Source organism: Erwinia oleae (assembly GCF_000770305.1).
Lineage (GTDB): Bacteria > Pseudomonadota > Gammaproteobacteria > Enterobacterales > Enterobacteriaceae > Erwinia > Erwinia oleae.
The window spans coordinates 1-13786 of the sequence record NZ_JNVB01000025.1; the positions used below are offsets into that span (position 1 = coordinate 1).

The 13786-nt window shown below is 54.7% G+C and carries 12 protein-coding genes; 8 read left to right on the forward strand and 4 right to left on the reverse strand.

The genetic code is table 11. From position 1 onward, the window contains the following. From GS12_RS10060 to GS12_RS10070, 3 genes are all read left to right on the forward strand, one after another. A partial coding sequence (locus GS12_RS10060; protein WP_034946501.1) for a winged helix-turn-helix domain-containing protein occupies positions 1-258 on the forward strand: 258 nt, incomplete at its 5' end. Next, a complete protein-coding gene (rstB, locus tag GS12_RS10065; protein WP_034914942.1) occupies positions 255-1559 on the forward strand; it encodes a two-component system sensor histidine kinase RstB in 1305 nt (434 codons plus the stop codon). The genes GS12_RS10060 and rstB, both read left to right, overlap by 4 nt. Before the next feature lie 27 nt (positions 1560-1586). Further along, entirely contained in the window at positions 1587-3077 is a 1491-nt protein-coding gene (locus GS12_RS10070; protein ID WP_034946504.1) for a carboxypeptidase M32, read from the forward strand. A 114-nt stretch (positions 3078-3191) separates the two neighbouring features. Here the strand turns inward: GS12_RS10070 and GS12_RS10075 are convergent, their stop codons facing one another. Together GS12_RS10075 and GS12_RS10080 are read right to left on the reverse strand one after the other, a co-directional pair. Next, positions 3192-3620, reverse strand: coding sequence for a hypothetical protein (locus GS12_RS10075; protein ID WP_034946507.1), 429 nt, complete (start codon positions 3618-3620; stop codon positions 3192-3194). Then, entirely contained in the window at positions 3614-4213 is a 600-nt protein-coding gene (locus GS12_RS10080; RefSeq protein ID WP_034946511.1) for a peptidoglycan recognition protein family protein, read from the reverse strand. Before GS12_RS10080 ends, GS12_RS10075 begins: the two co-directional genes overlap by 7 nt. Positions 4214-4451: 238 nt before the next feature. Between GS12_RS10080 and asr the strand changes: the two genes are divergently transcribed. The 3 genes from asr (at position 4452) to GS12_RS10090 (ending at position 5838) form a co-directional block, all read left to right on the forward strand. Continuing rightward, positions 4452-4760: an acid resistance repetitive basic protein Asr gene (gene asr / locus GS12_RS10085; RefSeq protein ID WP_034914951.1), complete on the forward strand. Its 309-nt coding sequence runs from the start codon at positions 4452-4454 to the stop codon at positions 4758-4760. Between the two features lie 25 nt (positions 4761-4785). Further along, complete coding sequence (ydgU, locus tag GS12_RS25135) at positions 4786-4920, forward strand: small membrane protein YdgU (RefSeq protein WP_268747355.1); 135 nt, start codon at positions 4786-4788, stop codon at positions 4918-4920. Positions 4921-5031: 111 nt separating this feature from the next. Continuing rightward, the gene (locus tag GS12_RS10090) at positions 5032-5838 is read left to right on the forward strand and encodes a trypsin-like serine peptidase (protein WP_034946515.1); all 807 of its coding nucleotides are present in this window, start codon (positions 5032-5034) and stop codon (positions 5836-5838) included. Between the two features lie 29 nt (positions 5839-5867). Here the strand turns inward: GS12_RS10090 and bdcA are convergent, their stop codons facing one another. Next, positions 5868-6581, reverse strand: coding sequence for an SDR family oxidoreductase (bdcA, locus tag GS12_RS10095; protein WP_034946518.1), 714 nt, complete (start codon positions 6579-6581; stop codon positions 5868-5870). A 74-nt stretch (positions 6582-6655) separates the two neighbouring features. On the opposite strand from bdcA, the gene GS12_RS10100 reads away from it, so the two are divergent. Further along, positions 6656-7246 carry a TetR/AcrR family transcriptional regulator gene (locus tag GS12_RS10100; RefSeq protein ID WP_034946520.1) on the forward strand — a complete coding sequence of 197 codons (591 nt, stop codon included), beginning with the start codon at positions 6656-6658 and terminating at the stop codon, positions 7244-7246. A 123-nt stretch (positions 7247-7369) separates the two neighbouring features. Then, positions 7370-9694, forward strand: a complete 2325-nt coding sequence (locus tag GS12_RS10110) for a hypothetical protein (RefSeq protein WP_152601392.1) — start codon at positions 7370-7372, stop codon at positions 9692-9694. Between the two features lie 51 nt (positions 9695-9745). On the opposite strand, the gene hrpA is transcribed toward GS12_RS10110, so the two are convergent. Next, positions 9746-13642, reverse strand: a complete 3897-nt coding sequence (gene hrpA / locus GS12_RS10115) for an ATP-dependent RNA helicase HrpA (RefSeq protein ID WP_034946527.1) — start codon at positions 13640-13642, stop codon at positions 9746-9748. Positions 13643-13786: the final 144 nt, after the last annotated feature.

A 13786-nucleotide genomic window follows, 5' to 3' on the forward strand; every position in this document is an offset into this window, starting at 1 on the left:
GACGTCGTTGCTCTTTCCACGGCGGATTTTGATCTGCTGTGGGAGCTGGCGACCCATGCAGGCACGATTTTAAACCGCGACGCGCTGTTAAAGACGCTGCGCGGCGTCAGCTACGACGGGATGGATCGCAGTATTGACGTGGCGATATCGCGACTGCGCAGAAAACTGCTGGACAGCGCCACCGAACCCTATCGCATCAAAACCATCCGTAACAAAGGCTATCTTTTTGCACCACACGCCTGGGATGCAGAGCAATGAAGAAACTGTTTATTCAGTTCTACCTGTTGCTGTCGGTCTGCTTTCTGGTGATGGCGATGCTGGTCGGGCTGGTCTATAAATTCACCGCCGAACGCGCCGGGCGCCAGTCAATGAACGATTTGATGAAAAGTTCGCTGTACCTGATGCGCAGCGAACTGCGGGAGATCCCGCCGCGTGACTGGAACAAAACCATCGATAACCTTGATCTCAACCTGTCGTTCAAATTGCATATCGAACCCATGAGCAACTACCGGCTCGATGCAGCTACGTTCAAACGCCTGCGCGCCGGTGAAATCGTTGCGCTCGATGATGAATACACTTTCCTGCAACACATTCCACGTAGCCATTATGTGCTGGCGGTGGGGCCCATTCCTTACCTTTTCTATTTGCATGAGATGCGGCTGCTGGACATTGCTCTACTGGCGTTTATTGGCATTTCGCTGGCGTTTCCGGTGTTTATCTGGATGCGTCCGCACTGGAAGGAGATGCTGCGGCTGGAGGCCGCCGCACAGCGCTTTGGCCAGGGGCATCTGGACGAACGTGTCCATTTCGACAGCGCGTCAAGCCTTTTGCGTCTTGGCGTAGCCTTCAATCAGATGGCGGACAATATCAACGCGCTGGTCGCCAGTAAAAAACAGTTAATTGACGGTATTGCCCATGAACTGCGCACGCCGCTGGTACGCCTGCGCTACCGGCTGGAGATGAGTGAGAACCTGACGGAAGCGGAAGCCGCCGCGCTGAATCGTGACATCGGCCAGCTTGAGTCGTTGATTGAGGAGCTGCTGACCTATGCACGCCTCGATCGTCCTGAAGTAAAGCTCGACGCGCAGCCGCTCGATCTGGCGCGCTGGCTCAGCGAACGGCTGGAAGACATCCGCTTTATGCACCCTGATTTCACCATTGAACTGGATATGCCGCAGCGGCAGAATCACGGCGTGGCCGATACGCGCCTGATCGAGCGCGTGCTTGATAATCTGGTTAATAACGCGCTGCGCTATGCCAGCCAGCGCCTGCGCATCAGTTTGTGGTTTGATGGCGAGAGCGCTTTTATGCAGGTCGAAGACGACGGCCCCGGCATTCCGCCCGAAGAACGCGAGCGGGTATTTGAACCTTTTGTCAGGCTCGATCCCAGCCGCGATCGTGCCACCGGCGGCTGCGGGCTGGGCCTGGCCATCGTGCATTCCGTCGCGCAGGCTTTTGGCGGTAACGTCTCCATCGGCGCCAGCCCGCTGGGCGGCGCCAGCGTTCGCTTTTGCTGGCCAATTAATTTACCCTTAACCCCTTCTTCCCGCGCTGCCTGATGGCGCCAGACAACATCAAGGAATCCCATGCCTTCTGCCTATGAAAATCTGACCAAAACGTTTACCCGCCTCTCCCGCTTCGGTCACCTTTCAGCCATTGCTGGCTGGGATATGATGACCATGATGCCGCCAGGCGGCAGCAGCGCGCGCGGCGAAGCGCTGGCTGAACTGAGCGTGCTGCGCCATGAAATCCTGACGGCAAAAGAGGTCGGCCAGTGGTTGAATGAGGTCGACCCCGCTGCGCTGAATGATATCGAACGCGCTAACGTGAGCGAAATGCGCCGTGTCTGGCAGCAGGCCGCCCTGCTCCCCGCCTCGCTGGTGGAAGCCAAATCCATCGCGGGTACGCGATGTGAACACGCCTGGCGACAGCAGCGTCCGGCCAACGACTGGCAGGGCTTTGCTGAAAACCTGAAAGAAGTGGTCAAACTGAGTCGGCGGGAAGCGGAAATCCGTGCGCAGGCCGGGGGCGTGTCGCGCTACGATGCGCTGCTGGATATGTTCGAACCGGGCATGACGCGCGCGAAGCTGGACAACACCTTCGGAGACATCAGACAGTGGCTGCCGAATCTGCTGCAACGCATCGTCGATAAGCAGGCGCGGGAAACCGTTGAGGTGCCGGTCGGGCCGTTTGCCGTTGAATCGCAAAAGCAGCTTGGCCTGGCGATCATGAAGCAGCTGGATTTTGATTTTAATGCAGGCAGGCTGGACGTCAGCGCCCACCCTTTCTGCGGCGGCGTACCGGAAGACGTACGCATTACCACACGCTACAATGAAAACGAATTTATCAGCGCGATGATGGGCGTGATCCACGAAACCGGCCACGCCCGTTACGAGCAGAACCTGCCGAAGCAGTGGCCGGGACAGCCGGTTTCACTGGCCCGCTCAACGGCAATCCATGAATCACAAAGCCTGTTTTTTGAAAAACAACTGGGTCGCAGCGCCGAATTTCTGCGCCTGATCCTGCCGCAGGTCAAACTGCTGCTGGGCGATCAGCCTGCGCTGGAAACCACAAACTTTATTGCACTTAATCAGCGCGTGAAACCAGGCCTGATCCGCGTGGATGCCGATGAGGTCAGCTATCCTGCGCACATTATTCTGCGTTACGAAATTGAGTGCGCGCTGATTGAAGGTGACATCGAGGTGGATGATATTCCTCAGCTATGGCAGGAGAAAATGCAGTCGCTGTTGGGCCTGGATACCACCGGTAACTATCGCGATGGCTGTATGCAGGACATTCACTGGACCGATGGCGCGTTCGGCTACTTCCCTACTTATACGCTCGGCGCAATGTATGCCGCGCAGCTTTTCCAGGGATTGAAGAAGGCGCTGCCGCAGGTTAATGAACTGCTGGGGGAAGGCAACCTGCAACCGGTCTTCGACTGGCTGGGGCAAAATATCTGGCAGCACGGCAGCCGTTTCAGCACCCGCCAGCTTATTGAGAATGCCACCGGCGAAGACCTGAATCCTGTCTGGTTCCGCCAGCATTTAGAGAATCGCTATTTGCGGGGCATTTAACCGATTTAAACGCTGTGCGGTCGGTAAACGGCCGCACAAATTTCAGTAAATCCGGCAATATTTTTTACGTATGCGAGTTTGTTTAATGAGATTTCAGCCGCTTCATGTTCCCCGCTAACAATCTTCCTCGTCCACTGCATCATAGATACATTCAAACGGATCGCGCCATGTGTAACGCTTATAAAATAAGCTCACCTTGTCGCCCGTATCCCAAAATAATACACCGCCGCCACTGGAGTATATTTTCCATCTTCCGCGAAAACTATTATTAAATTCGACACTTCCTGTTGCATAGCAAGGCGAGTAGCGATCGCGCACGATAAAGCTGAGAGGCACCGGCTGCGAGTTGAGGAAAAAAGCACGAATATCTTTCATGTCAGGGATAAAATTACGACAGCCACTTTTCACATTTTCGGCGTCATCTTCACTTTTACCTGTTTCGTTAATTTCTATTGATACTATTTTTCTGTCTGACGCTGCATTTACCTGCGCAACATTTACAGCGTAAAGCAAAATCAGCAACGAATGAAGTATATTCACCATTTTGCCGTGCCTGCTTCAGTTTTGACTTTATACGATACTTCCGGATGCCTGAAGACATCAGCCATTGAAACATTGAATGTATCTGACAGTTGGTTAACTAACCATTTAAGCGAACTATTTTGCGCATCATTAACTTTTTCATAAATGGCATTTTCACCTTCCCCGGACTCTGGCTTTCCCACGATTTCTATTCCAATTGAATCAAAATTAGCTGGATATCGTTCTGGATAGGTTTTTTTTTGCTCAATACGGGATAGTTGCTTATATTGATTCAGGAAAGGTTTGATCTTAGCGAGTTCCACAGGGCTGCATCTCATTTCCATAAAACATCTTGACCTGATATTGCCAACATGATTGGCTACTTTGTATAAAGAAGCGGTTTGATATATCGCCCCATCTTTAGCGATCAGAAAATGCGCGCCATTTGCACCTTTATTTTTATAATTATTGAATGCACTTTCAGCGCTGGGGCCGCCCGTCTGATGTACTATTATGCCGTTAACTTTACGCAATTTTCCTCGTTCAATTGTATTAAAAATCTTAACAACAATGCGTTCTGCATCAACGTAACCATTTTCATCGATATATAACATGCCTGTTCGTCCTTGTTCTTCCTTTTCCAGCCTGCATAGTGCGCTATCGCCACACTCAAGACAAATTTATGATGTTTTTTTTGAAATGCCTGTCACAATTTGACACTCACCGGCCCTTTGTACAATCCGTTACACGCCGATACCAATCACTCACTGAACATTGCAAACCACTTCCTTATAGTTCACCTACCGGCCCCGCAGTGGGCTGACATGTGAAATAAAATCGAGGATTTTTGCAATGAAAAAATTATTTGCTCTGGTTGTAGCCGCTGCTCTGGGTATGTCTTCTGTTGCTTTCGCTGCTGATACCGCTGCTGCGCCAGCATCAACTGACTCAAGCACCACCACCAGCACCACCACTTCTACTCCGGCGAAAACAACCACCGTTAAGCATCACAAACAACATAAAAAAGCCGCCGCACAGAAAGCGCAGGCTGCCAAAAAACACCATAAAAAAGCAGCTAAAAAACCTGCTGCTCAGAAAGCGCAGGCCGCTAAAAAGCACCACAAAAAAGTAGTGAAAAAAGCAGCAACGCCAGCAGCATAATTGCAGAAATAAAACTGTTGATAGCATGATGTCACTTAACACCCGGTTCGCCGGGTGTTTCTTTCTGGAGTCACGGATAATGGTGCGACGCTACTCGTTCGAAATTATCCTGTTGGTGATGATTATCTGCGGCGTCATTACCGCCAGTTTCTGGCTGTAATTTTCTGGCGTGCTGATATTCCAGTTTACTCTCCCTTTTTGCCCCGTATCCGACTATAGTTAGCACCATCCTCAGGGTTAAATTGTGATTATTCTCCATTCAGAGAGAGATATGCGCCTAAAAGCAGCTTTTTTGGTCGGGTGTTTAGCTTTTTCCTTTTCTGGTCATGCTGACGAAGACGATACCAGCAGTGCGGATGTGAAAACCCTTTTTTTTGGCAACGATGAACGCAGGCCGGTTTCTGATAATGCAAGCCAGCCCTGGGAAGCCATCGGCCAGCTTGAGACCGCCAGCGGCAACCTTTGCAGTGCAACGCTGATCTCCGCGCATCTGGCGCTGACCGCCGGTCACTGCCTGGTTATTCCGCCGGGTAAAGTGGATAAAGCTATTGCTCTGCGTTTTATTGCCAATGAGAAAAATGGCTGGCGCTATGAGATCCACGACATAGAAACGCGTGTCGATCCCGCGCTGGGAAAAAAGTTGAAGGCAGACGGCGACGGCTGGATTGTGCCCGCATCGGCAGCGCCCTACGATTACGGCCTGGTGGTCTTGCGTAATCCCCCATCAGGCATCACGCCGATTCCCTTATTTGACGGCAGCCGCAGCGATTTAACCGCGGCGTTGAAACAGACGTCAAGACGGGTGACCCAGGCAGGCTACCCGGAAGATCATCTGGAGACGCTCTATTCTCATAGCGACTGTCTGGTGACCGGATGGGCGCAAAAAAGCGTGCTGTCGCACCAGTGCGATACGCTGCCGGGCGACAGCGGCTCGCCGCTGTTATTAAAGGTGGACAATGCATGGCAACTTATCGCAGTGCAGAGCTCTGCACCGGCAGCGAAAGATCGTTATCTTGCGGACAACCGCGCCATTGCCGTTACCGCCTTTCGCGATAATCTGGAAGCGCTGGCGCAGTAACAGCAAGAGCGTTTCGAATAAGCAGACGCTCAGGCGCCAAAAGCGCCATCTATCGTATGCATTGCGCCGGTGACAAACCCTGCTTCCGGCCCGGCCAGCCAGGCGACCATACCGGCGACCTCTTCCGGCCGGCCATGACGTTTAAGCGCCATAAAGCTGTGCATCAACTCCTTCATCGGCCCCTCAGCCGGATTGGCATCGGTATCAATTGGCCCCGGCTGCACCACGTTTATCGTGATGCCACGCGGGCCGAAATCGCGGGCCAGTCCACGCGCCAGCCCCTGTAAGGCCGACTTGCTGACCGCATAAGACGCCATGCCTGCAATGGGCATCCTGTCGCCGTTTACCGAACCAATAACAACGATTCGCCCGCCTTCCGGCATCTGTCGGGCCGCTTCGACCGAGGCATAGTAAGGCGCGTGGATATTGATCTTAAAAAGCCGCTCGATCTCATCAGCACTCTGCTCCAGCGCATCGCCGAAAACGGCTATGCCTGCATTCACCACCAGCACGTCCAGCGGGCCGCTGGCGCGCACCTGCGCAATAACCGCATCGCGATCGGCGCTATCGATCTGCACCGCCACGCTGCCGGTTTCGCTGGCAAGCTGCCGTGCCGCCTCCGACGAGCCACCCCAGGTAAAGGTGACGGCTGCGCCATCTGCGGCAAACCGCCGTACGATTGCTGCGCCAATGCCGCGGCTTCCACCCAATACCAGCACCGACTTATTTTTAAAATCTGTCATAACACGCTCCACAAGTAATATTGTAGTAGACGGTATATAATACCCTGAGAGCCTCGTCAATGGATTATGTAGTCATGACTAAAAAATTAACCCGTTCGCCGGGACGGCCTCGCAGCTTCGATCCGGCTATCGCGGTGGAAACCGCACAGAAACTCTTTCATGCGTACGGATACGATGCTGTCAGCGTGTCGGATGTTACCGACGCGCTTAACATCAAAGCGCCCAGTTTCTATGCGGCTTTTGGCAGTAAGGCGGGACTGTTTACCCGCGTTCTCGATCGCTACAGCCATCAGGGTGCGATCCCGCTAAACGAGATCCTTCGCCCGGATCGACCGGTTGCTGAGTGTCTGGCAGAACTGCTTGAGGAGGCGGCACGGTATTATGCGGCCGACCCGCTTGCAAGAGGCTGCCTGGTGTTGGAAGGGGTTCGCTGTAACGATCCGGATGCCCGCGCGCTCGCCAGCAATTACTACTTCGCCGCCGGAAAGGCGATCCATGATTTTATTGCCGAACGGTATCCACAGGACGCGAGCCGGCTGACCGATTTTATCAGCACCATAATGGCGGGGCTTTCCGCCAAAGCGCGCAGCGGTCAGTCGCCTGAACGCCTGCTGGCCACCGCGCGGCTTGCCGGCATGGCGCTGAGTAATGCGTTTCCGGCCTGACGTTTGCAACGTTGCCGGGCAGGCGCCCGTCATAAATAAAACCTATCCCTCTACCCCATGAATTTAAGGAACTTATTACGGCTTATTACCACGTACATAAAAATCTTTATTCATGAGTACATAATGAATCCAACTTCTTCTTCCATCGCGAGTACGTTACATCCACATCCGTCTGCCGATAATGAGCCAGTACATACTGAACAGCCTGGCCCTGCTCACTGCTTTGCGCTGAGTGGCAGCCCGCTACCGCCATCGCGAATGACGCCAGGTCAGGGACAGGCATTATTGCGTAATACATTGAATGCGGCTTTGTTGCATCAGTCAGGACAACATAATTTCAGTGGCCTTGAACCGTTAATAACGGCGCTACCTGATTTACTTCAGGATGCCGACGCGCTTCAGGAGTTGACTGAACCGCCACTCAATACGCTGCTTGACAACGTCAATACTCAGATTCAAGAGCAATTAGCAGAGAGTACAGTCGGGCAGCGACCGCAGCTCAACCAGCTTGCAAGTGATGTCAACACGCTTCGCCAAGCGGCGCACTTTGCCGGTCATGGTCAGTGGGCTGGTCTGCCTGAAGGCGGCATACTGTTAAAATTACATCTCCTTCGCGAACTTGACCCGGCCACGTTTCCGCAGGTCAAAAGTAGTCAGGGGTTACGCCAGTTTCTGCATAGCGCCAGCGAGGCGTGTCGTGGGTTAATCGACCAACTGAATCGCCCGCTCGATCTGGCTAAACCGCTGGTCGGTGACGACACTATTCCTCCAATGCTCAGGCAAGTCTCTGATTTACTGGCGGCCATTGTTCCGCAATTAACGGATGCTGATGGCCGTGAATCCGCTAAAGATTTACAGCAGACGGTGGCTGAACTGCACGATCATCTGCTTCAGCGGGCAGCGTCTGAAGGGGACGTTTACGTTGACGCGCCCGAGGTGGCGGAGCAGGCTGACGGCGCGATGCAAAAACTGACCCATGCGCTGAGACAAACGTCGCAGCGTACTGATGTGCATGCGGCTTTATCACAGCGCGATGATGCAGAGTTTAAGTCGCAGTTGCGCGGCGAGTACGCTGAACAGATTAAGATAATGATCACGCATGCCGAAGGGCTGGACGCGATCCTGACCGACGCCAAACTGCCAAAAGCCGCCGAGAAAAGTCTGCGCAGCGCAAATAACGATATCATCAGCGAACTTAACGCGCTCAGCAAAGGGGTTCCCCTGACCGAACGTGCCTGGCGCGGTGCGTTGACACTGGCTGCTTATCCCTTACCACTGGCGGTTTCACTGGTCACCCATGAAAAAGAGTACAGTTCAACCCTGATCCCCCACTTTGTTAAAAATCTTGCGCTGCTGACCGGCCTGATGACAAATGACAGTACTAACCATCAGTCAGTTCTACAGCATGCCAACAATCGTCTGTTTGTTAATGGCGTGGTGGGTCTCATTTATGCCGGCCCGGCGTTTATTAACGCAATGAAGCCGTTGCACGGCGCGCCAGCCTTCAGCGTTGGCGCGGGTTTACTCTCCGGCGCAGCCACATTCGGATGGTTTAATCAGAAACAGCTGGGCAAAGGTGTGAACCATATTATCCAGAAAATGCAGTCGCTGGTTTTCGGTTCCCGTAATGACCAGTTAATTCTGCGGAGTGATGCCAAAGCGCGGCTACACGACTACATCGAAGGACTACAGGGCAACCGCCAGGCTTTTGCAGAAATTGATCGCGCGTTTCGCGGCGGCGGCGAAAAACATCTGTCTGATAATCTCGATGCGCAGATTGAGCGTACGCTGACACAAATGGATTCAGTGCTGCAAGAAGGCCACGATCTTCTGACCAGGAACACGCCGGATGAGCGCAACAACAGAACTGAAACGGCCGCGCCGCCTCATAATGCAGATTTCCTGCCTAAACTTGGGCTGACCGCTTTTACCGGTATGATTTGCGGCGGCGTTGTTGCGCTCATGTCGGATAATCCGGTGGGCATGGTCGACTATATTGTTGATGGCTTGTGGTGTAGTCATGAGATGTACAAACAGGCAGCGAATCCAAACGTTAATTTGCAGGGCGCGGTGAAAACCTTTAAAGATTTGGTCGGCCTTAATCTGACGATGATCGCCTATCTCTCAGCGAACAAAGGCCACGACTTCCTGCACGCCGGCGCCGGTGAGTACGCCGCCGGGACGCTGGCGATGACTGCGGCAAACCTAACTCTGCCGGGCATGGTGGGTGAAATGGTAGGCAACAGCGCGGGTGGGATTCTGGAAAAAGGGAATGCGGCTTTCAGTCACGCCTCGCGTGAGGTCCAGGGCGCACTGGGATATCTGACCAGCAGAATCAACAGCAGCTTTGGCATTACAGAGCCTGAACGGCGTAGCACTGACATTGAGATGCAACCTGCTCAGGTCGCCGCCATGGAACCGGAGGCGCAATCCGTTTCGCGCTCCTGACAAGCGCGAAACGGTCGCCAGCGGACGCACAAAATGCGTCCGCGGCAAGGCCTAAACAGCAATCTCATCCATCGCCTGCTGGATGCGTTTTTCCGACACCGGATAAGGCGTACCGAGCTGCTGCGCAAAGTAGCTGACGCGCAATTCTTCAATCATCCAGCGCACGTCCTTCACCTCGTCGTCGTCCCGGCGCGCTTCCGGCAGCTTATTAAACCAGGCGCTCCAGGCCTGCTGAATTTTTTCCACCTTCAGCATACGCGCGCGATCGCTGTGTGGATCCACCGGCAGTTTTTCCAGCCGTCGTTCGATGGCAAGGAGATAGCGCAGGGTATCTCCCAGGCGCTTCCAGCCGTTACGCGTTACAAAGCCGCGATATACCAGGCCGCCCATTTGCGCTTTGATATCGGCAAGCGCCAGCGCCTGAGTCATATCCACGCGCCCTTTCAGCCGTTTGTTTATGTTGAAAACGGCGGTCAGGATCTGCTCGACTTTTTTTGCGATATCCACCACCGTGTCGTTAAGACCGGCGCGCACTTTTTCATGCAGCGCGTCAAATTCGTTTTGCTTCCAGGCCGGCCCGCCCTGTTCGGCCATCAGCTTGTCCACGCCGCAGGCAATGCAGTCATCAATCAGATCCAGCACCTTGCCGTAAGGATTGAAATAGAGTCCCAGCTTGGCTTTATTCGGCAGCTTTTCATGCAGATATTTAATCGGCGATGGAATGTTAAGCAGCAGCAGCCTGCGTTGTCCCTGCCACATCGCCTTTTGCTGCTCGTGCTGTGAATCGAACAGCCGGATCGCCACGCTGTCTTTTTCGTCCACCAGCGCTGGCCACGCCTTGACGCTGTAGCTGCCGCGCTTCTGCTCGTAGCGATCCGGCAAATCGCCAAAGCTCCAGATGTGCAACCCGCTCTGCTCCAGCCCGTCATCCGCGACGTTCGCCAGCGTCTCCTGGACTTTGCCTTTCAGGATCTGCTTAAGCTGCATCAGGTCGCGCCCTTCGTTCAGCTTGCGGTTGTGCTCATCGACGACGCGGAAACTCATTTTCAGATGATCGGGCACCTGCTCCCATTGCCAGTCTTCACGCGCCAGCGCGATCCCGCTCATGCGGCGGAACTCGCGCTCCAGCGATTCAAGAAGAGGCCGCTCAAACGGCACGGCGCGCTCAAGAAATGCCTCAGCATAGTTGGGCGCGGGCACAAAATTACGACGAAGCGGTTTGGGTAAAGATTTAATCAGCGCAATCACCAGCTCTCGCCTGAGGCCCGGGATCTGCCACTCAAAACCTTTGTCCCCGACCTGGTTGAGCAACGGCAGAGGAATATGCACCGTCACGCCATCGGCGTCGGCGCCGGGCTCGAACTGATAGCTCAGACGCAGGCTGAGATTACCCTGCTGCCAGACGTTCGGATAGTCGAGCTTGCTGACGCCCTCTGCACCCTCTTTGATCAGCATCTCTCTGGCAAAGTTGAGCTGTTCAGCGTCATCACGACTTGCCTGCTTCCACCAGCTGTCAAAATGGCGGGCGGAAACCACCTCGTGAGGAATGCGCCGATCGTAGAAAGCAAACAGGGTTTCATCATCAACCAGAATATCGCGGCGCCGCGACTTATGCTCCAACGCCTCCACTTCCTCACGCAGCCTGAGATTGGCGCGGAAAAAAGCGTGGCGCGTCTGCCAGTCGCCCTCAACCAGCGCGTGACGAATAAACAGCTCGCGTGACAATGTCGGATCGATACGGCTGTAGTTAACCTTGCGCGCAGCAACGATGGGTAGCCCGTACAGTGTCACTTTCTCACTGGCCATCACCGCGCCCTGCGCTTTTTCCCAGTGAGGCTCACTGTAGCTGCGTTTGATCAGATGCTGCGCGACGGGTTCGATCCACTCAGGATCGATGCGCGCGGCAATGCGCCCCCACAAGCGGCTGGTTTCAACCAGCTCGGCCACCATCGTCCACTTCGGCGGCTTTTTAAACAGACCGGAACCGGGAAAAATCGAAAAACGGGCGTTGCGTGCGCCGGTAAATTCAGGTTTCTCGGCATCTTTCTGGCCGATATGCGACAGCAGGCCGGTGAGCAGCGCAGTATGCAGACCACGAAAATCCGCCGGTTCACTGTTCAGCGGAATCCCCAGTTCGCGTACCACCTGGCGGAGCTGGGTATAGATGTCCTGCCACTCGCGCACCCGCAGATAGTTAAGGTAATCCACCTTGCACTGGCGGCGGAAGGCATTCGAACCCAGCGCTTTTTGCTGTTCCTGAAGGTAGTTCCACAAATTCACGAATGACAGGAAATCTGACTCTTTATCAAGGAAACGGCGATGCTTCTCATCCGAAGCCTGCTGCTTTTCTACCGGACGCTCGCGCGGATCCTGAATCGACAGCGCAGCGGTGATGATCATCACTTCGCGCGTGCAGCCATATTTTTGCGCTTCCAGCACCATTTTCGCGAGGCGCGGATCGACCGGCAACTGCGCCAGGGCCCGGCCCGACGGCGTCAGTTTATAGTGCTGATTGTCCTGCGTGATGGCGCCCAGCTCTTCCAGCAGCCTGACGCCATCCTGAATATTGCGCTTGTCGGGCGCCTCCACAAATGGAAAGGCGCCGATGTCGCCTAAACCCAGCGCGGTCATTTGCAGGATCACCGAGGCCAGATTAGTGCGCAGAATTTCGGGATCGGTAAATTCGGGACGATTTATAAAGTCCTCTTCCGAATAGAGGCGAATGCAAATCCCCTCCGACACGCGGCCGCAGCGCCCTTTACGCTGATTGGCAGACGCCTGAGAAACCGGCTCAATCGGCAGGCGCTGTACTTTGGTGCGATAGCTGTAACGGCTGATGCGCGCCGTGCCGGGATCGATAACGTACTTAATGCCCGGCACCGTCAGCGAGGTTTCAGCAACGTTCGTCGCCAGAACGATGCGCCTGCCGGTATGCGACTGAAACACACGGTTTTGCTCAGCGTTGGAAAGACGCGCGTAGAGCGGCAGTACGTCGGTATGCGGCAGATCGCGGCGATTGAGCGCATCGGCGGTATCGCGGATTTCCCGCTCGCCGCTCATAAAGATCAGAATGTCGCCCGGCCCTTCGTGGCTCAGCTCGTCCACCGCGTCCAAAATGGCCTGAAGCTGATCGCGCTCGCTATCGTCGGCGTCCTCCATCACCGGCCGGTAACGCACCTCGACCGGAAAGGTGCGGCCTGATACTTCAATCACCGGCGCGTTGTGAAAGTGGCGAGAAAAGCGCTGCGGATCGATGGTCGCCGAGGTAATAATGACTTTCAGATCGGGACGACGCGGCAGCAGTTCACGCAGGTAACCCAGCAGGAAATCGATGTTAAGGCTGCGCTCGTGCGCCTCATCGATAATGATGGTGTCGTACTGCATCAACAGGCGATCCTGCTGGATTTCCGCCAGCAGAATACCGTCGGTCATCAGCTTTACCTGGGTGGTGTCGCTGACGCGATCGTTAAAGCGCACTTTATAACCGATGCAGCCGCCCGGCGTGGTGTCTAACTCGTCGGCGATGCGGTCCGCCACGGTACGCGCCGCCAGCCTGCGCGGCTGGGTGTGGCCAATCAGCCCGACGATCCCTCTGCCCAACTCCATACAAATTTTAGGGAGCTGCGTGGTTTTACCGGAGCCGGTTTCACCGGCCACGATCACCACCTGATGGTGTTTAATCGCCTCGGCGATATCCTCTTTTTTCTGGCTGACCGGCAGCGCGTCGGGATAGCTGATGGTTGGTGTGGCCGCACGACGCTGCGCCACGCGCTGTTCTGCGTGGGTCACCTCAGCCTCAAGCTCGTCGGCTATGGACTGACGGGCAGCAGAATTTTTCACTTTGCGCGCGCCGTGCAGGCGTTTTTGCAGCCGCTGGCGATCGCGCAGCATCAGCGCATCCAGGCGTGGCATCAGCGCTGCAAGTGATGAAGGAAGGATTTCAGACATAGGGTTTAATGCTCGATCGACCGCAGCCGATATTTCAGATGAAAAAATTTCGCGTAGTGTAGCACAGACAGGCACTTAGCACCGATCCCTCGCGGGTTACGCTTGTTCAGTAATTTTGAACGCGGGCGTCAGAATATTGCACTA